The sequence below is a fragment of the Amycolatopsis sp. CA-211722 genome (assembly GCF_056828465.1).
The window spans coordinates 3192574-3213886 of the sequence record NZ_CP184752.1 but is presented as its reverse complement, the minus strand read 5'-3'; the positions used below and the strand labels follow the sequence as shown (position 1 = coordinate 3213886).

At 69.3% G+C, this 21313-nt stretch carries 19 protein-coding genes; 7 read left to right on the top strand and 12 right to left on the bottom strand.

The annotated features are described in order from the left end of the window. Window positions 1-107: 107 nt before the first annotated feature. The gene (locus ACOCEP_RS15855; RefSeq protein WP_482338032.1) at window positions 108-1847 is read right to left on the bottom strand and encodes a glycerol-3-phosphate dehydrogenase/oxidase; all 1740 of its coding nucleotides are present in this window, start codon (window positions 1845-1847) and stop codon (window positions 108-110) included. 234 nt (window positions 1848-2081) lie between these two features. On the opposite strand from ACOCEP_RS15855, the gene ACOCEP_RS15850 reads away from it, so the two are divergent. Beyond that, window positions 2082-2837: an MIP/aquaporin family protein gene (locus ACOCEP_RS15850; RefSeq protein ID WP_174492067.1), complete on the top strand. Its 756-nt coding sequence runs from the start codon at window positions 2082-2084 to the stop codon at window positions 2835-2837. A gap of 14 nt (window positions 2838-2851) precedes the next feature. Next, complete coding sequence (glpK, locus tag ACOCEP_RS15845) at window positions 2852-4363, top strand: glycerol kinase GlpK (protein ID WP_482338030.1); 1512 nt, start codon at window positions 2852-2854, stop codon at window positions 4361-4363. A gap of 78 nt (window positions 4364-4441) precedes the next feature. Here the strand turns inward: glpK and ACOCEP_RS15840 are convergent, their stop codons facing one another. The 4 genes from ACOCEP_RS15840 to ACOCEP_RS15825 form a co-directional block, all read right to left on the bottom strand. Continuing rightward, window positions 4442-4978, bottom strand: a complete 537-nt coding sequence (locus tag ACOCEP_RS15840; RefSeq protein WP_482338029.1) for a hypothetical protein — start codon at window positions 4976-4978, stop codon at window positions 4442-4444. Between the two features lie 65 nt (window positions 4979-5043). Next, a complete protein-coding gene (locus ACOCEP_RS15835; RefSeq protein WP_482338027.1) occupies window positions 5044-5673 on the bottom strand; it encodes a class F sortase in 630 nt (209 codons plus the stop codon). Between the two features lie 75 nt (window positions 5674-5748). Further along, the gene (locus ACOCEP_RS15830) at window positions 5749-6186 is read right to left on the bottom strand and encodes a hypothetical protein (RefSeq protein WP_482339728.1); all 438 of its coding nucleotides are present in this window, start codon (window positions 6184-6186) and stop codon (window positions 5749-5751) included. A 106-nt stretch (window positions 6187-6292) separates the two neighbouring features. Continuing rightward, window positions 6293-7696: an NAD(P)H-quinone dehydrogenase gene (locus tag ACOCEP_RS15825; RefSeq protein WP_063272373.1), complete on the bottom strand. Its 1404-nt coding sequence runs from the start codon at window positions 7694-7696 to the stop codon at window positions 6293-6295. A gap of 127 nt (window positions 7697-7823) precedes the next feature. Here ACOCEP_RS15825 and ACOCEP_RS15820 point away from each other — a divergent pair, with 127 nt between their 5' ends. Further along, window positions 7824-8276, top strand: coding sequence for a gamma-glutamylcyclotransferase family protein (locus ACOCEP_RS15820; protein WP_179948472.1), 453 nt, complete (start codon window positions 7824-7826; stop codon window positions 8274-8276). A 62-nt stretch (window positions 8277-8338) separates the two neighbouring features. On the opposite strand, the gene ACOCEP_RS15815 is transcribed toward ACOCEP_RS15820, so the two are convergent. The 6 genes from ACOCEP_RS15815 to ACOCEP_RS15790 form a co-directional block, all read right to left on the bottom strand. Next, a complete protein-coding gene (locus ACOCEP_RS15815) occupies window positions 8339-9181 on the bottom strand; it encodes a DUF559 domain-containing protein (protein WP_482339727.1) in 843 nt (280 codons plus the stop codon). A 238-nt stretch (window positions 9182-9419) separates the two neighbouring features. Further along, complete coding sequence (locus ACOCEP_RS15810; protein ID WP_482338025.1) at window positions 9420-10718, bottom strand: amidohydrolase; 1299 nt, start codon at window positions 10716-10718, stop codon at window positions 9420-9422. A gap of 238 nt (window positions 10719-10956) precedes the next feature. Continuing rightward, window positions 10957-11256: a hypothetical protein gene (locus ACOCEP_RS15805; RefSeq protein WP_482338024.1), complete on the bottom strand. Its 300-nt coding sequence runs from the start codon at window positions 11254-11256 to the stop codon at window positions 10957-10959. 57 nt (window positions 11257-11313) lie between these two features. Then, window positions 11314-12312: a methylmalonyl Co-A mutase-associated GTPase MeaB gene (gene meaB, locus ACOCEP_RS15800; RefSeq protein WP_482338023.1), complete on the bottom strand. Its 999-nt coding sequence runs from the start codon at window positions 12310-12312 to the stop codon at window positions 11314-11316. A gap of 3 nt (window positions 12313-12315) precedes the next feature. Next, window positions 12316-14484 carry a methylmalonyl-CoA mutase gene (scpA, locus tag ACOCEP_RS15795; RefSeq protein WP_482338022.1) on the bottom strand — a complete coding sequence of 723 codons (2169 nt, stop codon included), beginning with the start codon at window positions 14482-14484 and terminating at the stop codon, window positions 12316-12318. Beyond that, entirely contained in the window at window positions 14484-16364 is a 1881-nt protein-coding gene (locus ACOCEP_RS15790; protein WP_482338021.1) for a methylmalonyl-CoA mutase family protein, read from the bottom strand. Before ACOCEP_RS15790 ends, scpA begins: the two co-directional genes overlap by 1 nt. 221 nt (window positions 16365-16585) lie before the next feature. Between ACOCEP_RS15790 and ACOCEP_RS15785 the strand changes: the two genes are divergently transcribed. Then, window positions 16586-18352 (top strand): serine/threonine-protein kinase, encoded by a 1767-nt coding sequence (locus ACOCEP_RS15785; RefSeq protein WP_482338020.1) that lies wholly within the window; start codon window positions 16586-16588, stop codon window positions 18350-18352. On the opposite strand, the gene ACOCEP_RS15780 is transcribed toward ACOCEP_RS15785, so the two are convergent. Continuing rightward, window positions 18336-19010, bottom strand: a complete 675-nt coding sequence (locus ACOCEP_RS15780) for a MerR family transcriptional regulator (RefSeq protein WP_482338018.1) — start codon at window positions 19008-19010, stop codon at window positions 18336-18338. The genes ACOCEP_RS15785 and ACOCEP_RS15780 overlap by 17 nt on opposite strands. A 75-nt stretch (window positions 19011-19085) precedes the next feature. Here ACOCEP_RS15780 and ACOCEP_RS15775 point away from each other — a divergent pair, with 75 nt between their 5' ends. From ACOCEP_RS15775 to ACOCEP_RS15765, 3 genes are read left to right on the top strand one after another with little or no spacing between them, the layout of a single operon-like run. Continuing rightward, entirely contained in the window at window positions 19086-20054 is a 969-nt protein-coding gene (locus ACOCEP_RS15775; protein ID WP_482338017.1) for a hypothetical protein, read from the top strand. Beyond that, entirely contained in the window at window positions 20051-20482 is a 432-nt protein-coding gene (locus tag ACOCEP_RS15770) for an ABA4-like family protein (RefSeq protein ID WP_482338016.1), read from the top strand. Before ACOCEP_RS15775 ends, ACOCEP_RS15770 begins: the two co-directional genes overlap by 4 nt. Beyond that, window positions 20475-21260 carry a purine-nucleoside phosphorylase gene (locus ACOCEP_RS15765; protein ID WP_034304710.1) on the top strand — a complete coding sequence of 262 codons (786 nt, stop codon included), beginning with the start codon at window positions 20475-20477 and terminating at the stop codon, window positions 21258-21260. The genes ACOCEP_RS15770 and ACOCEP_RS15765 overlap by 8 nt, the downstream gene beginning before the upstream one ends. Window positions 21261-21313: the final 53 nt, after the last annotated feature.

The window sequence follows — 21313 nt, the reverse complement described above, 5'->3', positions numbered from 1 at the left end:
CCCGTTCGCGGACAAGGCCGCGAGGGCGTGGACGGCCGACGCTATGCCAGATTCACCGGATCAGGCAACGATCTCCGCGCGCAGGGCACACCACGTGGCACGGACGGTCAACTCACCGGTTCGATGATCCCCGAGCGTGCTTCCGGCGCGGCCGAACGCAACGCGTCGGCGGCCTCGTCGCTCGGCTGCGACTGGGACTCCCGTTCCGCCTCGACCCGCGCCTTGTACACCTCGACTTCGCGCTTCTCCTCGTCCTTCGACCAGCCGAGCACCTCGCCCACCAGCGTGGCGACCTGCGCGGCGCAGTCGACGCCGCGGTGCGCGTACTCGATCGAGATCCGCGTCCGGCGCGCGAGCACGTCTTCCAGGTGAAGCGCGCCCTCGTGGCTGGCCGCGTAGACGACCTCGACGCAGAGGTAGTCCGGAGCATGCTCCAGCGGCTTCAGCAGCTCTGGCCGTCCTTCGCCGAGCGCGAGGACCTCGTGCACCATCGAGCCGTAGCGGTCGAGCAGATGACGCACACGGTACGGGTGCAGCCCGTGCTCGCCCGCCAGATGGTCGGCCTGGTTCACCAGCGCGTGATAGCCGTCGGCGCCCAGCAGCGGCACCTTGTCCGTGATGGACGACTGCGGCCTGCCGGGCAGGTCGACGGCCGCGGCGTCGACGGCGTCGGCCGCCATCACCCGGTACGTCGTGTACTTGCCGCCCGCGATCGCGACCAGCCCCGGCGCGACACGCGCGACCGCGTGCTCACGCGAGAGCTTCGACGTCTCTTCGCTTTCCCCCGCGAGCAAAGGCCGGAGCCCCGCGTAGACACCCTCGATGTCGTCGTGCGTCAGCGGCGTCGCGAGCACGGTGTTCACGTGTTCGAGGAGGTAGTCGATGTCGTGCTTCGTCGCCGCGGGATGCGCGAGGTCGAGGTTCCAGTCGGTGTCGGTGGTCCCGACGATCCAGTGGTTGCGCCACGGGATGACGAACAGCACGGACTTCTCGGTGCGCAGGATCATGCCCGATTCCGACACGATTCGGTCGCGCGGGACGACGATGTGCACACCCTTGCTGGCCCGCACGCGGAACCGGCCGCGGCCGCCCGAAAGACGCTGCAGCTCGTCGGTCCACACGCCGGTGCAGTTGACCACCGCGGAGGCGTGGATCTCGGTCTCGCGGCCGTCCTCGACGTCGCGCACGCGGACCCCGGAAATACGGTCCGCCTCGCGGAGGAAACCGACCACCTGGGTGGAGGTGCGCACCACGGCGCCGTAGTGCGCGGCGGTGCGGGCGACGGTCATCGTGTGGCGCGCGTCGTCAGCTTGCGCGTCGTAGTAACGGATCCCGCCGATCAACGCGGACCGCTTCAGCGCCGGGACCATCCGCAGCGCGCCCGCGCGGCTCAGGTGTTTCTGGCCGGGCACCGACCGCGCCCCGCCCATCGTGTCGTACATCAGCAGGCCGGCCGCGGTGTACGGACGCTCCCAGACCCGGTGGGTCAGCGGGTACAGGAAGCTGACCGGCTTCACCAGATGCGGGGCGATCGTCGTCAGCATCAGCTCGCGTTCCCGCAGAGCTTCCCGCACCAGGCCGAATTCCAGCTGTTCGAGGTAACGGAGCCCGCCGTGGAAGAGCTTGCTGGACCGGCTCGACGTGCCCGAGGCGAGGTCGCGCGCTTCGACGAGGGCGACCCGCAGGCCGCGTGTCGCGGCGTCGAGCGCCGTGCCCGCCCCGACCACTCCGCCGCCGATGACGACGAGGTCGAATTTGTCCTCACCCAGCCGCTGCCAAGACTCTTCCCGCTTGAGCGGTCCCAGCCGGGCGGGGCTGTTTTCGGCTTCGCGCTGAGAGCTTGCCACGTGACATTCCTCCTTGTGCCGCTGTGGCTCCAGCATCGCACGATCGGCCGCGACCGGTCCGTTATGCGGGTGACACGTGTGGCGTAACCCTCGTCGATCTTGGAAGGATTGGTTCCCGCGACGCCTGGAAGGAACAAATACGCGACGGTAACGTGCCACGGACGTGGGTCGGCAAGGGCGCCGTAGCACACCGTGTTCGACCCTGCGCGGAATGTCCAAAGTGGAGGTCAAGCGGTGAGTGCAGGAGCCATATTCGTCTGGGAGCTGCTGGGAACGGCGGTTCTGATCCTGTTGGGTAACGGCGTGGTCGCCAACCACGTGTTGCGCAAGAACAACGGCCACAACGGTGGCGTCGTGATGATCACCCTCGGGTGGGCGTTCGCGGTCTTCGCCGGTGCGAGCATCGCGGCGCCGAGCGGCGCGCACCTGAACCCCGCGGTGACGCTGGGCCTCGCCATCGCGGACAAGACGAAGTGGGCGGACGTCCCGATCTACTTCGCCGGCCAGATGGTCGGCGCGATCCTCGGCGCCGTGCTCTGCTGGGCCGCCTACAAACTGCAGTTCGACGACCACCCGCAGCGCGACGAGACGCTCGGCATCTTCTCGACCGCGCCGCAGATCCCGAACAAGGCGTGGAACCTCGTCACCGAGATCATCGGCACCTTCGTGCTGGTCGCGTGGATCCTGCTCAGCCCGGTCTACGCCAACGCCACGGGTGAGGGCGGCACGCCGAACTTCGGCAACTCCGCGCTCGGCTACGCGGGTGTGGCGTTCGTCGTGCTGGTCATCGGCCAGTCCCTCGGTGGCCCGACCGGCTACGCCATCAACCCGGCCCGTGACCTCGGCCCGCGCATCGCGTACGCGTTCCTGCTGCCCATCAAGAACAAGGCCAACCCGAACTGGGGCTACTCCTGGGTCCCGGTCGCCGGCCCGCTGGTCGGCGGTGCCCTGGCCGCCCTGCTCTTCCTCGCCGTCCACAACCTCACCTGAGACTGGAGTTTTCGATGACTTCGTACGTAGCCGCGATCGACCAGGGCACCACGTCGACCCGCTGCATGATCTTCGACCACTCCGGCCGGGTGGTCGCCGTCGACCAGCGGGAACACGAGCAGATCTTCCCGAAGGCCGGCTGGGTCGAGCACAACGCCGAAGAGATCTGGGAGAACACGCGGGCCGTCGCCGCGGGCGCGCTGGCCAAGGGCGACCTGGTCGCGAGCGACATCGTCGCCGTCGGCATCACCAACCAGCGCGAGACCACGCTGGTGTGGGATCGCACCACCGGCAAGCCGGTGTACAACGCGATCGTCTGGCAGGACACGCGCACCGACAAGATCGTCGCCGACCTGGGCGCGCTCGGCGGCGGGCAGGAGCGCTACCGCGCGAAGGTGGGCCTGCCGCTGGCGACCTACTTCTCCGGCCCGAAGATCAAGTGGATCCTCGACAACGTCGACGGCGCCCGCGCGAAGGCCGAAGCCGGTGACCTGATCTTCGGCAACATGGACACCTGGGTGCTGTGGAACATGACCGGCGGGGTCGACGGCGGCGTGCACGTCACCGACCCGACCAACGCGTCGCGGACCATGCTGATGGACCTCGACACGCTGACCTGGGACGCCGAGATCGCCGAAGAGATGACGATCCCGCTGTCGATGCTCCCGGAGATCCGGTCCTCGTCGGAGACCTACGGCAAGGTCCGGGAAAAGGGCGCGCTGGCCGGGGTCCCGATCTCGGGCATCCTGGGCGACCAGCAGGCGGCGACCTTCGGGCAGGCGTGCCTGTCGCCCGGTGAAGCCAAGAACACCTACGGCACCGGCAACTTCATGCTGCTCAACACCGGCACCGAGAAGGTCATGTCGGACAACGGGCTGCTCACCACGGTCTGCTACAAGATCGGCTCGAACGACACGGTGTACGCGCTCGAAGGCTCGATCGCGGTCACCGGTTCGCTCGTGCAGTGGCTGCGGGACAACCTCGGTCTGATCGGCTCCGCGGCCGAGGTCGAGCAGCACGCCCGGACCGTCGAGGACAACGGTGGCGCGTACTTCGTGCCGGCGTTCTCGGGTCTCTTCGCGCCGTATTGGCGTTCCGACGCCCGCGGCGCGATCGTCGGCCTGACCCGGTTCGTCAACAAGGGGCACATCTCGCGGGCGGTCCTGGAGGCGACGGCGTTCCAGTCGCGCGAGGTGATCGACGCGATGAACGCCGACTCCGGTGTCCCGCTGAAGTCGCTCAAGGTCGACGGCGGCATGGTCGTCAACGAGCTGCTCATGCAGTTCCAGGCCGACATCCTCGGCGTGCCCGTGATCCGGCCGGTGGTCAACGAGACCACCGCGCTCGGTGCCGCCTACGCGGCCGGCCTCGCGGTCGGGTTCTGGGCGAGCGAGGACGACATCCGCAACAACTGGGCGCAGGACAAGCAGTGGGACCCGTCGATGGACGAGGCCCGCCGCGAATCCGAGTACCGGAACTGGAAGAAGGCGGTCACGAAGACCTTCGACTGGGTCGACGAGGACTGACCCGCGTTTCGCGCGTGAAGGCCCCCTTCCCTCGGCTGAGCCGAGGGAAGGGGGCCTTCACGCGCTTGGCACAGAGGACTAAATGCCGCCGCCGGTTTGCGGAGCACCGGCGGGCTTGACCTTCACCTGGGGCGGGCCGCACGGCTTGGTCAACGCTGCGGGGACGACCCCGGCCGAGCTCGACGACGGCGCACTGCTGGACGGAGGCTTGCTGCTCGAAGGCGGCGTGGTGGGCGTGGTCGTCTTCGGCGGCGGGCAGACGATCTCGAACTCGGTGGTCGCCGTCCCACTGGCGCCGGGCCGGCCCGGCCAGCCCTCACAACGGAAACTCGCCTTGAACTTGCCGCTCTTCGCCGCGGCTTTCCCGTACCCGGCATGGTTTCCCGAGCCCGGGCGGCCGCCGAGCGTGACCGGACCGGTCAGGCCCGCCGAGGTCACGGCGGAGTGCGTGCCGAAGCAAGTGGCGCTGAATCGCAGCTCCTCCCCCGGCAGGACCTTCGCCGGGCGGACCGACAGGTCCGGCGGCGGCGCCGTGGCCGACGCCTGAGGAGCGAGGAGCACACCCGCCGTCATCGCGAGCAGACCGGCGCCCGCGACGATTCCCTTGATTCCCATGATCTTTCTCCCTCGATGCGAGCCCTCGCATCGAGAACACCTTCGGGAAAGGGAATCGGTTGCCTTCAGCGCGCGAGCAGGCGGGCGAAGACGATGATGTTGTCGAGATAGTTACGCGACGCCTTGTCGAAGACCCCGCCGCAGGTGATGAGCCGCAGTTCCGGTTCGGTGGTGTCGCCGTAGACGGCGTCGGTGGGGAACTTGTCCTTCGCCACCCGCTCGACCTTGGTCACCGCGAACTCGGCCGTCGTGCCGTCCTCGCGCGCGACCGAAATCCTGTCGCCGGGCGCCATTTCCTTCAGCCGGAAGAAGATCCCCTTCCGCTGGTTCCCGTCCACGTGCCCGAGGATCACCGACGGCCCGACCTCCCCCGGGGTCGGCCCGTGCACGTACCAGCCCGCCTGCATCGGCTGGGTGATCGGCGGCACCTCGATGGTGTTGTCCGCGTTGAGCCCGAGCGGGATCAGGCTGGACTTCGCCTCGATCTTCGGCACGTCGATCGACACCGGATCGGCCTTCGGCATTCCGGCGGAGGTTTCCGGCTCGGCGCTCGGCTCCACCGCGGTCCGCTCCGCACTTACCGGAGGCGCGGCTGTCTCCCTGGGACCGGACAAGACGATCGCCAGCGTCGCCAGGACGGCCACCAGGACGGCAGCGAGCACCAGCGGTGCCCGTCGCCACCATTTCGCACTCATGCCCACCTCCCGCGGCACGCCACTCCTGGCAAACGCCGCACCCGGCCGGTCGGTTGCCCCGGCCGGGTCACGAAGTCAGGACGCCATGCTGCCGTCGCCCGCGTGAGCGGCACCGGAAGGTACCGCGCTCACCTGACGAGACGGAACGGAAAACGTTGCCGTATAAGACTTTCCGTTGCAATTGACGGTCAGCGGGTAGCGGCCGGGCGCGGTCCCGTCCTTGAGCGTGACCTCGGCACTGACGTTCGCCGGGACGCCGATGAGCGGGCCGTAGTCGTACTTCCCGATGCTCAGCACCGGCGAAGAGAACGTCGTCGACTTCGGCGCCTTCAGCCCGTCACCGCCGGGGCATCGCGCCAGCGCGACGTTGGAGTCGCCGTGGACGTACTTGTTGACGAGCCCGAGTTCGTACGCGGTGTCGTCGTTGAGCTGCACCGTGACCCCGGGATCCGGCTCGGGTTGCTGAGCGAGACCGGCCGGCGACCCCGCCAGCACCGTCGCGCCGATCGCCATCACTCCGGCGAGAACCCTGCGAATCACGGAAACCCCTAGCTGTCAACGAAACACCGACACGCGCTAGACGCGGGCGCCCCCGCGCGGGTTGCTTCGCCGGAAGCGATCAGTCCAAGTCGTCGTGGCGCATCAACTGGCGGCCCGCCTCGGTGATCGACCCCGACAGCGACGGGTACACCGAAAATGTCAGTGCCAGATGTTCCACTGTGAGCTGGTTCTGGACGGCGAGCGCGATGGGAAGGATGAGTTCGCTCGCCGTCGGCGCCACGACCACCCCACCGACGACCACGCCGGTGGCGGGGCGGCAGAACAGCTTCACGAAACCGCGTCGCAGGCCTTCCATCTTCGCGCGGGCGTTCGTCGCGAGCGGGAGCATGATGGTGCGGGCGGGCACCTCACCCGAGTCGATCGCCTGCTGGCTGATGCCGACGGTCGCGATCTCGGGGTGGGTGAACACGTTGGCGGCGACGGTCTTGAGCTTGATCGGCGCGACACCCTCACCGAGCGCGTGCCACATCGCGATGCGGCCCTGCATGCTGGCCACGGAAGCGAGCATGAGCACCCCGGTGCAGTCGCCCGCGGCGTAGATGCCGGGCGCGCTCGTGCGGGAAACGCGGTCGACGCCGATGAAGCCGCCGGGTCCGGGCTCGATGCCGACCTTCTCCAGGCCGATGTCGGTGGTGTTGGGCACCGAACCGACGGTCATCAGCGCGTGGCTGGCTTCGATCACGCGGCCGTCGGAGAGGTGGATCTCGACGCCCTTTTCGGTGCGCTCGACCTTGTCGGCGCGGGCCTGCTTGACGACCGTGGTGCCGCGCTGGGAGAACACCTCTTCGAGCACGGCGGCGGCGTCGGCGTCCTCGTGCGGGAGCACGCGGTCGCGGCTGGACACGACGGTGACCTTGACACCCATCTCGGTGTAGGCCGAGGCGAACTCGGCGCCGGTGACACCCGAACCGATGACGGCCAGGTGCTCGGGCAGCTCGCGCAGGTCGTAGAGCTGACGCCAGTCGAGGATGCGCTCGCCGTCCGGCACCGCGCCGGGCAGCACGCGCGGGGTGGCGCCGGTCGAGATGAGCACGACGTCGGCGTCGAGCACCTCGGTCGAGCCGTCGGGGGCGGTGACGGCGACCTTGTGCGTGGCGAGCCCGGTCTCTTCGTCGTCGAAGCGGGCCTGGCCGATGACGACGCGGACCCCCTCGCGCTGGACGCGGGCGCGGATGTCGGCGGACTGCGCGAGCGCGAGGCCCTTCACCCGGCCGTGGACGGTCGGCAGGTCGACGCTGGTGTCGGCCATGTCGGTGTTGATGCCGAGCTCGCGGAGGTCGTGCATGTTCGCCAGCGCGCCGGAGGAGGCGATGAACGTCTTGGACGGGACACAGTCGTAGAGCACGCACGCGCCGCCGAGGCCGTCACGCTCGACGATGGTGACGTCGGCTCCGTGCTGGGCCGCGACCAGTGCCGCTTCGTAACCGGCGGGGCCTCCGCCCATGATCACGATCTTGGTCACTGGTCTCCTCCTCGCAGCGGTGTCTGTGACTGCGTTTACCGTACGCGGGCGACCGTTGGGCGGATTGAGTGGCCGGACACGGCATGTACGTCCAGCCGGGTGACCGGCGGGTCGCTAGGCTGTCGCCGTGCCGTTGTATGCCGCGTATGGATCCAATATGGAGCCCGCCCAGATGTTGGAGCGCGCTCCCCACTCGCCCATGGCCGGCACCGGCTGGCTGGAGGGCTGGAGGCTGACCTTCGGGGGCGAAGACCTCGGCTGGGAAGGCGCGCTGGCGACCATCGTCGAAGACCCGGGCTCCCGGGTCTTCGTGGTGCTGTACGACGTCACCTCGCTGGACGAACCCAACCTCGACCGCTGGGAAGGCGGCGAGCTGGGCATCCACTCCAAGATCCGGCTCCGCGTGCAGACCATGGACGGCTCCGTGCTGGCGTGGCTGTACGTCCTGGACGCCTACGAGGGCGGCCTCCCGTCCGCGCGCTACCTCGGCGTCCTGGCCGACGCGGCCGAGGCCGCCGGCGCCCCCGCCGACTACGTCGACGCCCTCCGCACCCGCCCCTGCCAAGGCATCTCCGGCTGACCCACGAGTTACGCCCTCAATCACGCGAGTCGCGTCTCCAATCACGCGAGTTACGCCTCTGATCACGCGAGTCGCGCCGAACGACGCTCGAACGCTCCGCGTAAGTCCGCCAGCAATCGCCGTGGATCCCGCAGATCGGCCGCCGCCGCCCGGATCGTGATCCATCCGCGTGCCGCCATCCGGGCGTCCCGCTCCGCGTCGTAGTCCTGCCTGCCCTCATGCGCGGCATAGCCGTCGTACTCCAGGGCGATACGCAGCTCGGGCCACGCGAGGTCGAGCACATACAGCTTCCGCCCATCGATGGTGACCACCTCGTACTGGGCGACTGGCACCGGGAGCCCGGCCTCCACCACGATCAAGCGAAGAATGCTCTCCGGCGGCGATTCGGCCTCGCCCGTCGCGTGCGCGAGCAGCATCTGTGCCCTGTGGATACCTCGTCGGTCCCGGCGGTCGAGAATGCGATCCCGGACGTTGGAGTGGAGCACGGCACGATGGTCCGGCGGGAGGTTGTGCATGGCCTCCTCGAGCGCGGCGAACGCTGTTCGCTTGTCGCCGTCGCAGAGGTGGTCAGCCAGAGCGCGGTCCAACGAGAACACCGGAAGTCCGTCCAGTTCGAGCACATCGTCCGGGTGGAATTCGGCCCTGTGCACCACCAACCCAGACCTCGATTGGACTCGTCTCGCGTAGGGGACGGTCAGGTGGACGACCGTACTGTCGACAGCCGAAAGCCCATGCAGAGCAAGAGAAGTAGCGCCGGAAAGCACAGCTGGTGGCCCGACCGCGAGCAGTGCCGCCTGTGCCAGAGTCGGCAACTTGAGCAGATCTGCCGCGTGGACGATCACGCCTCGCCAAGGCTGAGCCAGCACCCCACGCTCCAGCCCTTCGATGACGGCACGCCGCCCCAAGATCTTGTCGGCCTCACTACGCGAGACCGCCCCATGTAGTCCTCCCCAGTTGATCACATCTTCGAGAATCTGCGACGGGATCGCTCTTGGGAAGGGCACGTTTCCCCGCTGTGGATAACTCGCCCATGTTGTGGATAACTCTGTGCCCGGATGCTCGGACCACGTTGGAGCGAACATCCGTGCACAGAGGCGTAACTCGCGTGATTGAAGCCGTAACTCGCGTGATTGAAGGCGTAACTCAGGCCAGGGTGGCCAGGGCGGTGTGGACCAGCGTCCGGACACCGCACAGGAGCGAACGCTCGTCGAGGGTGAAGGTCGGGCGGTGGATGTCGGCCATCGGGCCTTCACCGGACCAGACGCCGAGGCGAGCGAAGGCGCCCTGGACGTGCTCCAGGTACCACCCGAAGTCCTCGCCGCCGGACGACTGCTCGGTCCCGGCGACGGCAGTCTCGCCCAACGCGGCCTCGACGCCGGCCCGCATCAGCGCGTGCGACTCCGGATCGGAGACGACCGGCGGCACGCCGCGGCGGTAGTCGAGCGAGAACCCGACCCCGGTCGGCGCGAGCAGCGACTCCACCGAAGACGCGACGAGCGGCTCCAGCATCGTCCAGACCTCGTGGTCCGCGGTGCGGAGCGTGCCGCGCAGCACCCCGTCCTGAGGGACGGCGTTGGCCGCCTGCCCGGCGTGCACCGCGCCCCAGACCAGCACGGTCCCGGATCGCGGGTCGACCCGGCGCGAGAGCACCGCGGGCAGCGACGTGATCACGGTGCCCAGCGCGTGCACCAGGTCCGCGGTCAGATGCGGCCGCGAGGTGTGCCCGCCCGGCGAGGTGAGCCGCAGCTCGATGAGGTCGGCGGCCGAGGTCAGCGCGCCTTCGCGCAGGCCGACCTTGCCGACCTCGAGCCGCGGGTCGCAGTGCAGCCCGTAGATCCGCTCGACGCCTTCCATCGCGCCCGCGGCGATCATGTCCAGCGCGCCGCCGGGCATGACCTCCTCGGCGGGCTGGAAGATCAGCCGTACGCGGCCGGGCAGCTCCGGCGCGCCCGCCAGCGCCCGCGCCGCACCCAGGAGGATCGCGGTGTGCGCGTCGTGCCCGCACATGTGCGCGGCGCCGTCGGTCTTGGAGGCGTACGGGAGCCCTGTGGCCTCGGTCAGCGGCAGGGCGTCCATGTCGGCGCGCAGCGCGACGCAGCGGTCGCCGCTGCCGATGTCGCAGACCACGCCGGTGCCGGTGGGGAGCACCCATGGCTTGAGCCCGACCGAGCGGAGCAGGGACATGACCATTTCGGTCGTGGCGAACTCGTGGCGGGAGAGCTCCGGGTGCGCGTGGATGTGACGGCGCCACGCGACGACGTCGGTGGCGTTCGCGCGGAGCCAGTCGTCGAGCCAGAAGGGGCCGCGTCCGGCGCCGAGGTCATGCACAGGTGCCATGCTGACGCCGGCCTCGGAGATCAGCGCGGTGGGCGCCTCTATAGGGGCAACGACGCGACCCTCGGGGTCGCCTGGAATGTCCGGACGTGAATCGAGCACCGTCACGCCGCACCTCCTCCCGCGACACTGTCACCTTCGTCTACCACCGTACGAGTGGTCGCTGAAGGCACGCTGGGTGCCGTTCGATCTGTGATACGCATTTGCGATAGATCGTGCACCATGCGGATGACAAGCCGCTCGTCGAGTGATCGAGGCGGAGGTGGCCGGTAGTGGATCTGCGATGAACGGCTGCGAGAGTTCGGCCCGGGCTAAGCGGAGAGTCCTTCTACTTACCGGTAGCGGTTCAGGACTTCTTTTTCTTGGATCGGGCGCGACGGCCGAGGATCACCAGACCGAGCAGGATGGCCGCGGCGACGCCCGCGATGATCTTCCGCTTGGTCTCCTGGCTGTTGGCCTTGTCGGTCTCGGCGGGGTCGAGCACCGGCCCCGGAGGCGCCTGCTCGAGCGCTTCGTGCACCGCCGCTGCCTGCATGATCACCGGCGCGGGCGCCTGGATCTCAACGGCCTGCGCGACGGGAGCGCAGACGACCAGCCCGGCGGCGACGAGCCCGGCAAGCTGCCCGAGACGAGACCTTTTCGGCATGACTCCCTTTCGACGGCGTGGCGCGAACCCGATTCTGCACTCTGCCGGGTTCCCGCGTCAGCCGCCACGCGGAGGACCGGAGAACGCCTCCAGAATCCGTTGCGCGGCCAGCGTCGGGGTCAGCTCACCGTCCCGGACCGCCCGTTCGACGTCCGGAACGACCGCTCGCACGTCCGGATGTGAAGCGAGCCGCCCGAGGAGCTGCTCCCGGACCATCGACCAGGTCCACTCCACCTGCTGCCGCCGTCGCCGTCCGTCGAGTTCACCCGAAGCGGTCAGAACGTCGCGGTGACGGCCGATTTCGGCCCATACGTCGTCGAGCCCGACGTCGGTGAGCGCGCTGCAGGTCAGCACCGGGGGCGTCCACTCGGCGTCCCGGCCGTAGATCATCCGCAGCGCCCCGGCCAGTTCGCGGGCAGCGCGTTTCGCGTCGCGTTCGTGGTCGCCGTCGGCCTTGTTGACCGCGATGACGTCCGCCAGTTCGAGGACACCCTTCTTGATGCCCTGCAACTGGTCGCCCGTGCGGGCCAAGGTGAGGAACAGGAAGTGGTCGACCATGTTCGCCACGGTCACCTCGGACTGCCCGACGCCGACGGTCTCGACCAGCACGATGTCGTACCCGGCCGCCTCCATCAGCACGATCGTCTCGCGGGTCGCCCGCGCGACGCCGCCGAGCGTGCCCGAAGTCGGCGAAGGGCGGATGAACGCCTTCGGGTCCACCGCTAGGCGCGCCATCCGGGTCTTGTCACCGAGGATCGAGCCGCCCGTCCGCGTCGACGAAGGGTCGACGGCCAGCACGGCGACCTTGTGCCCGGCCCCGGTCAGATCCGTGCCGAGCTGGTCGATGAAGGTCGACTTGCCGACACCGGGAACGCCGGTGATGCCGACGCGCCGCGCGCCGCCCGCGTGCGGAAGCAGCTCGACCAGCAGCTCCTGCGCCTGCGCCCGGTGGTCCTCCCGGTTGGACTCGACGAGCGTGATCGCCCGCGACAGCAGGCCGCGGTCGCCCGCGAGGACACCTTTGGCGAGCGCCCCGACGTCGATCTTGCGCGGCAAGGTTCAGGACTCCTGGGCGGTCAGCTGTCCGATGAGGTCGATCGCCGCTTCGGCGATCACCGTGCCGGGGCCGAAGATCGCCGCCGCGCCCGCCGCGCGCAGCTCCTCGTAGTCCTGCGGCGGGATGACGCCGCCGACCACGACGATGATGTCCTCGCGGCCCTGCTCGGCGAGCTCGGCGCGCAGCGCGGGGACCAGCGAGAGGTGCCCGGCGGCCAGCGACGAGACGCCGATGACGTGCACGTCCGCCTCGATCGCCTGCCGCGCGACCTCGCCGGGGGTGGAGAACAGCGGGCCGACGTCGACGTCGAAACCGATGTCGGCGAAGCCGGTCGCGATCACCTTCTGGCCGCGGTCGTGGCCGTCCTGGCCCATCTTCGCGACCAGGATCCGGGGACGGCGGCCCTCCTCCTCGGCGAACTTCTCGACCAGTTCGCGCGCCTGCTCGACGTTCTCGGTCTTGCCGACCTCCTCGCGGTACACACCGGAGATGGTACGAATCTGGCCGGAGTGGCGCCCCCAGATCTTCTCGAGCGAGTCGGAGATCTCGCCGACGGTGGCCTTCGCCCGCGCGGCGTCGATGGCCAGCGCGAGCAGGTTCCCGTCGGACTCGGCGCCCGCGGTGAGCCGCCGCAGCGCGTCCTGAGTGGCGTCCTCGTCGCGTTCTTCGCGCAGCCGCCGCAGTTTCTCCAGCTGCTGCGCCCGCACGCCCGCGTTGTCGACCTTGAGCACGTCGATCTGCTCGTCGTCGGTGACCTGGTACTTGTTGACGCCGATCACCGGCTGGCGGCCGGAGTCGATCCGCGCCTGCGTCCGCGCCGCGGCCTCTTCGATGCGCAGCTTGGGGATACCGGCGTCGATCGCCTTCGCCATCCCGCCGGCCTGCTCGACCTCGGTGATGTGGCCCCACGCCTTGCGCGCGAGGTCGTAGGTCAGCTTCTCGACGAACGCGCTGCCGCCCCACGGGTCGATCACGCGCGTGGTGCCGGATTCCTGCTGCAGCAACAACTGCGTGTTCCGCGCGATGCGGGCGGAGAAATCGGTCGGCAACGCCAGCGCCTCGTCGAGGGCGTTGGTGTGCAACGACTGCGTGTGGCCCTGGGTCGCCGCCATCGCCTCGACGCAGGTGCGGACGACGTTGTTGTAGACGTCCTGCGCGGTCAGCGACCAGCCCGACGTCTGCGAATGCGTCCTCAACGACAGGGACTTCGACGACTTGGGCTCGAAGCCCTTCACCAGCTTCGCCCACAGAAGCCGCGCCGCGCGGAGTTTCGCGACCTCCATGAAGAAGTTCATCCCGATCGCCCAGAAGAAGGACAGGCGCGGTGCGAACTTGTCGACGTCCAGCCCGGCCTCGACCCCGGCGCGGATGTACTCGACGCCGTCCGCGAGCGTGTACGCCAGCTCCAGGTCGGCGGTCGCCCCGGCTTCCTGCATGTGGTAGCCGGAGATGGAGATCGAGTTGTACTTCGGCATGTTCCGCGAGGTGAACGAGAAGATGTCCGAGATGATCCGCATCGACGGCTGCGGCGGGTAGATGTAGGTGTTGCGGACCATGAACTCCTTGAGGATGTCGTTCTGGATGGTCCCGGCCAGCTTGTCCGGCGTGACCCCCTGTTCCTCGGCCGCGACGACGTACAGCGCGAGCACCGGCAGGACGGCGCCGTTCATGGTCATCGAAACGCTCATCTTGTCGAGCGGGATGCCGTCGAAGAGCTGGCGCATGTCGTAGATCGAGTCGATCGCGACGCCCGCCATGCCGACGTCACCGGCGACGCGCGGGTGGTCGGAGTCGTAGCCGCGGTGCGTCGCGAGATCGAAGGCGACCGAAAGGCCCTTCTGCCCGGCGGCGAGATTCCGGCGGTAGAAGGCGTTCGACTCCTCGGCGGTGGAGAAACCCGCGTACTGGCGGATGGTCCACGGCTGGTTGACGTACATCGTCGGGTACGGGCCGCGCAGATACGGCGCGATCCCCGGATACGTGCCGAGGAAGTCCACTCCGGACAGATCGTCCGCGGTGTAGACCGGCTTGACGCCGATGCCTTCGGGCGTCTCCCAGGCGAGCGCGTCGGGGCCCTTCCCGGTGGCGGCGTGCAGCGCTTCGGTCCACTGAGGACGGTCGGCGGGGTCGGGACCGCCCAGCTCGATTCCGGCGAAGTTCGGGATGGTCATCACTGCACTCCGAGCTCGGTCAACGTGCCGGTCAGGATCTCCAGGGCGTCGCAGCCCGTGTACAGGTAGCCCGTGACGTCCGGGTGGTCACCGGGTTTCCCGGCGAGCAGCACCGACGTGGCACCGGCTTCCTTCAACGCCTTCGCGACGCTGTCCGCTTCCTCCGCGTAGGAAGTGTTGCTGCCGCAGAGGCAGGCGATCTTCGTTCCGCTGGCCCGGAATTCCGCTACGACGGCCGGGATGTCCTTGGGCGCACCGGGGTTCACGGCCTCGATCCCGCCCGCCTGGAACAGGTTCGCCGCGAAACTCGCCCGCGCGGTGTGCGCCGCGACCGGGCCGAGGGTGGCGAGGAAGACGCGAGGACGGCTCGGATGCGCGTCCGCCCGGTCTCGCAGCGCCTCGAACGCTTCCGCGTACCTGTGCCGGGGCAGGCCACCGCCCGGCAGGTCTTCGACGGCGTCGCGGACGACCGCTTTCTCCGTCAGGTTGGGGAATTCGCTGACGCCGGTGATCGGATCGCGTCGGGTCGCGAGCCGCTTCGACCGCTTCCCCCAGGTCTCGGCGAGCCGTGCGGCGAGCGCGCCGGACGCCAGTTCCGCCTCGATCCCGCCCGCCGCCTCGATGGCGGTGAACTCGCGCCACGCGGCCTTCGCCAGGTCTTCGGTGAGGTTCTCGACGTACCAGGAGCCGCCCGCCGGGTCGATGACACCGGCCAGTTTGGACTCTTCCAGCAGCACGGCGTGCGTGTTGCGCGCGATCCGCGCGGAGAACGCGTCCGGCTGGCCGATCGCGGCGTCGAACGGGAGCACGGTGATCGCGTCCGCGCCGCCGACCCCGGCGCCGAAACAGGCGAGCGTGGTCCGCAGCATGTTCACCCACGGGTCGCGCTGGGTCAGCATCGCGGGCGAGGTGACCGCGTGCTGCCGCATACCCGAGCCCTTGCCGCCGGAAACCTCGGTGACGCGGGCCCACAGGCGCCGCGCAGCACGGAACTTGGCGATCGTGAGGAACTGGTCGGCCGTGGCGGCGAGCCGGAATTCGATCTGGCCCGCGGCGGTGTCGACGTCCAGCCCCGCTTCGGTGAGCGCCCGCAGGTACGCGACACCCGCGGCGATGGCCGCGCCGAGTTCCTGCGCGTCCGAGCCGCCCGCCTCGTGGAACGGGAGGCCGTCGGCGACGATCGTCCGCACCTTCGGGTGACTGACGGCGACCCGTGCCGCCAATTCCGCGGCCGGGGCGAGCGGATGCGCCGAACCGGTGCGCGCGGTCGACCCGATCGGGTCGGCGCCGAGGGTCGCGGTGACCGCGCTCGCCGGGATCTCGCGTTCGGCGAAAAGGGCGAACAACTCGTTCGCGGCGGCTTCGTACTCGTCACCCGCGTCGAGGACGACAGGCGCGAGGTCGACGTAGACCTCGTTCAGCGCGTCACCCAGATCGGCGACGGGGACGCCCTGCGCACCGGCGCGCAGCCAGATGGAGCTGACGCCGCCTTCGAGGTCGGCGAGGATCGCGGCGTTCGTGGCCTTGGTGTCACGGCGCGCGTACCGGGCACGGACGTCCCAGCCGGTCGTCACCGCGCCCTCGGGCCGGGCACTTCTCACGAACGGCGGAAGACCGGGGAAACCTGTCCCCTCGACGGCGTCTTCGGCGGTGTAGAGCGGCTGGATCTCCAGGCCGTCGTACGTCCGGGTGACGAGCTTGCTTTCGGGCAGGCCGTCGAACGACTCGTCGATGGCGCCGCTCTTGCGGAGCACGCCGGCCACGAGTTCCCGCCACTGGTCCCGGCTCGCTTCGGGGAACTCCGCCGCGAGTTCCAGCTCCTCGGGCGCGTCGGGCTCGCCTGGGGTCGGCACTGACTCCGTCTCGGCCACTTCCGTCATAGCCATCGATGCTAACGGCCCACAAGTGGCGTCACCTGTGACGCTAGTCGCGCCTAGGGGTGATCAGGGGGCGATGCCGGCCGGTCACGTGTGTCGTCCGTCTGATCACACGAAACGGCCCGGCAGTGCACCGTGCGGGCGCCGCGGTCCGAGCGGCCCCGTTCACTCCGACAGGGCACGGCGCATGGGTCCGCCACACGGGCATACGACACAATTGGGCCGTGCCGTCCGACACCCCCGAGCCCAGCGAGAGTCCCGGCGACGACAAGCGTGTGGTCGCCGGCCGATATCGGTTGCGCTCGGTCATCGGATCAGGGTCGATGGGCACGGTCTGGTCGGCCTACGACGAGTTCCTGCACCGTCCCGTCGCGGTCAAGGAAGTCCGCCTCCCGCCCGGCGTCCCGGCGTCGCAGGCCGACGAACTGCGCGAACGGACCTTGCGCGAAGCCCGCGCGATCGCCGTCCTGAGTCACCCGAACGTGATCATCCTGCACGACGTGGCGCGCGAGAACGACGAGCCGTTCGTGGTCATGGAGCTGCTGCCGTCGCGCAGCCTCGCGCACATCCTGCGCGACCACGGGCCGCTGACGGTCGAGCAGGCGGCGGCGGTCGGGATCGCGGTGGCGTCCGCGCTCGAAGCCGCGCACGCCGCCGGCATCACCCACCGTGACGTCAAACCGGGCAACGTCCTCGTCGCGGGTGACGGCCGCATCAAGCTCACCGATTTCGGCATCGCGCGCAATGTCTCCGAGGCCACCATGACCCGCACCGGGATGATGCTGGGTTCGCCCGCCTACATCGCGCCCGAGGTCGCGTCCGGCGGCGCCGTCGTCCCGGCCGCCGACCTGTGGGGTCTCGGCGCGACACTGTTCGCCGCCATCGAGGGTTCGCCGCCCTACGACGCCGACGGCGATCCGCTCGAAACGGTCGGCAAGGTCGTCAACGGGAAGGTGCCGAAGCCCGGCCCCGGTCCGCTGGCCGACGTGATCGGCGCGCTGATGAAGAAGGAGCCGTCGAAGCGGATCACCCTGCGCGAGGTCCGGCGCCGGCTGTACCCGTTGCAGGCCAAGACGCTCATCGACCTGTTCCCCGCCGAGCTGTTCCACACGCCCGACGGCAAGAAGACCACCGCGCACCTCGACGCGACCGACACCCAGGTGATCAAGCCGGTCGCGCCGGAGAAGCCGGGTGAGGGCACGAGCTCCGAACTCGCCGCCGACCCCGGTCCGCTGCCGTTCCTGAACCAGCCCGCGCCCGCGCCTCCCGTCGAGCTCGCGCCGATGCCGACCGTCACGCCACCGCCGCCCCGACGGCCCGGCCGGTCGACGGTGGGCACGGTGGTGCTGGCGCTCGCGTCGGTCGTCCTCTTCCTGCTGGCCGCGGGCGGCGGGTTCGTGCTGGCCAGGGCCGTCGGCGGGCAGGACCTGCGGCCCCCGGAGAAGGTGCAGCAGGGCGACACGATCGTCACTCAGCCGCCGCCGAAACTGATCACGCAGCAGGGTGATGCCAGCACGGTGAACGGCCTCAAGGGCGGCCGGTTCAGCGTCGGGGTCCCCGAAGGCTGGCTGAAGTTCGTCGCGCCGCACGTCACCCGGGGGGTGCCGAGCACCGTGGTCCAGTACGTCTCTCCGGACGGCCGCCAGGTCATCCGGGTCGAGCGGCTGACCGGTTTCCTGGCCGACAGCCCGCCGCCCGCCTACTTCAGCTGGCTGAAGAGCCAGCATCCGGAGATCGCGCCGATCGGCGCCCCCGCCACCGTGCCCGGCCGGGGCGACGACAGCCAGCGGTACACCTACCGGACAACCGAGCGCGCCGCCGGGAACCGCGACGCCGTGAACGAGAGCATCACGCGGACGACGTACATGGACCTGTTCGGCGGCGGCACGGATCTGTGGATCCTCTCGGTGACGTCGCCGATCGAGCAGGAGAACTCGGCGAAGACCGGGATCTTCGAGCCGGTGGCGCTTTCGTTCATCGTGGACGGCTGAAGTACGCCTTCGACGCACGCTGCTGCGCCAGCCTCCGCAACACCGAGAGCAGCCTGTCCCCGAGAACCGTCTCCACGACGGCGATCTCGATGATCTGTTCCAGCGACTCGATCCCGGCGATCCCTTCGAGGTCCAGGTCGGCGATCCGGTCGGCGATCTCGGCGTAGGCGTCGAGTTTGTCGAGGTACCAGCCGTGCCCGACCTCGCGGATCGTGCACAGGACGCCGACCAGGGCCTGGATGACCAGGTCGTCGTCGGATTTGCAGGGCCAGCCGCGGCGTTCGGCGAGGTCACGGACCGTGGCGAGCGCCCAGGCTCTGGTTTCGTCGTCGGCGACCTGCCGGGAGGTGGTGATGCCCTGCTGAGCGATGCCGAGGACGTGATGAGGGCTGGCCTCCCCGGCGTCGACCGCGGCGAGCACCTCGCCGACCGTCGCGAGCGAAAGGCCGCCGACCTCCATCAGCGCCCTGATCAGCTTGATCCGCTGGACATGCCCGTCGTCGTACTTCGCCTGGTTGGGGCTGGTCCGCTCGCCCGGTGGGAGCAGTCCTTCCCGCAGGTAGTACTTGATCGTGGCGACCGGAACTCCGGCCTTTTCGCTCAGTTCGGCCATCCGCACGCGTGCGTTCTCCGATCTCGGGGACGGTTCCAGGGTCATCCCTGAAGATTTCTCAGGATGGATAGCTTAACTTCCCATAACGGAGAGCATCGCTATCCATTCCGGGAGGGACCCATGACCATCTTGACCGATCTCCGCGAGAGAACCCGCACCTGGCACCGTGGTTCGTATCGCTGCGGACAGGCCTTCGCCGTGATCACCGTGCTGTGCGTTTTCGCCCTGCTGATCGACCAGCGGACGCTGGAAGGCGCGCCGATCTGGGCGAAACCGTTCAAATTCGCCGTCTCCGGCTCGCTGTACTTCTTCACCTGGAGCTGGCTGGTCTCCCTGCTGCCGAAGTTCCGGCGGACCGCGAGCTGGCTGGCGAACACGCTCGTCGTGATCTTCGGGGCCGAATACGCGCTCGTGATCTTCCAGGCCGCCCGCGTCCGCGCGAGCCACTTCAACAATGCGACGCCGCTCGATAACACGATCTTTCAGGTCATGGGCGGGATGATCGCCGTGCTGTGGATGGTCAACCTGGTGCTGACGATCGCCGTCCTGTTCACCCGGATCCCCGACCGCGCGACGGCGTGGGCGGCCCGGATCGGCGCGATCCTCGGCATGATCGGGATCTCGCTGGCGACGCTGATGAGCGGCCCCACCCCGGACCAGCAGGCCGTACTCGACGCGACCGGCCAGTCCGCGATGATCGGCGCGCATACCGTCGGGCTCCCCGACGGCGGCCCCGGTCTGCCGATCCTCGGCTGGAGCACGGTCGGCGGCGACCTGCGGATCCCGCATTTCCTCGGCCTGCACGGCCTCCAAGCGCTTCCGCTGCTCGCGCTCGTCCTCGGCGTCCTGGCCGCTCGCTACCCGCGGCTCCGCGACGACGTCCTCCGGCTGCGGCTCGTGGTGATCGCCGGCGTCGGCTACGCGGGCCTTCTCGCCCTGCTCACCTGGCAGGCGTTGCGCGGCCAGTCGATCGTCTCTCCCGACAGCCAGACCCTCACCGCCTTCGCCCTCCTGATCGCGGGCGTCGCCTTTAGCGGGCTGATCGCGATCGGACGGCCATCACGCGAACTGGAGGCCTCGCTGCGATGAACGTCGAGACCCTGTTCACCTGGACCTTCCCGCTGGCGACGCCGTTCTGGCTGCTGATGATCTTCCTGCCGGGCTGGTCGTGGACCCGCCGGATCATGTCCTCGCCCTGGACGCCGCTGCTGCCACTGATCCCGTACTTCGTGCTCGCCCTCGCGCATCTCGGCGAGCTCTGGACCGCGGTGAGCAGGCCGGACCTCGACGTGCTCGCCGCCTTCACCGGCACGCCGTACGGAGCGGCCACGATCTGGGCCCATCTGATCGCCTTCGACCTGTTCATCGCCCGCTGGATGTACCTCGAATCCCGCGAGCACCGAATCCATCCGCTGGTGACCGGCCCGATCCTGGCGCTCACGATCTTCCTGTCCCCGTTCGGGCTGGTGGCGTTCCTGCTCGTGAGAACCGTCCGGATACGCTCGTCGCATGAGTGAGAACGAGGTCGCGGCGGCCGCCGCCATCGCCGAACGCACCGGCGTCGAGAAGCACGACATCGCCGTCGTGCTGGGTTCGGGCTGGCGCCCGGCGGCGGACGTCATCGGGGAGCCCGAGGCGGAGATCCCGCTGGGCGAGCTGCCCGGATTCGTCGCGCCGGGCGCGGTCGGGCACGGGGGCACCGTCCGGTCGGTCCGCGTCGGCGAGAAGCGCGCGCTGATCCTGCTGGGCCGCACGCATTTCTACGAAGGCAAGGGCATCGACCCGGTCGTGCACAACGTGCGCACCGCCGCGGCGGCGGGCGCCAGGACGGTGCTGCTGACCAACGCCGCGGGCGGCCTGCGCGAGGGCTTCCGGGTCGGGCAGCCGGTGCTGATCTCCGACCACCTGAACCTCACCGCGCGCTCGCCGATCGTCGGCGCGAACTTCGTCGACCTGACGGATCTGTACGCGAAGCGGCTGCGCGATATCGCCCGCGAGATCGACCCTTCGCTGGAAGAAGGTGTCTACGCGGGGCTGACCGGGCCCCATTTCGAGACGCCCGCGGAGATCCACATGCTGCGGACACTCGGCGCCGACCTCGTCGGCATGTCGACGGTGCTGGAGGCCATCGCCGCCCGCGCCGCCGGGGTCGAGGTGTTCGGGCTTTCGCTGGTGACCAACCTGGCGGCCGGGATGACCGGGGAACCGCTGAACCACGAAGAGGTCCTGGAGGCGGGACGCCAGTCCGCCACCCGGATGGGCACCCTGCTCAAGGAACTCGTCGCCCGCGCCTGACAAGTGTCATGAAAGGGTCGTTCAGGACGTTTTTCGTCCTGAACGACCCTTTC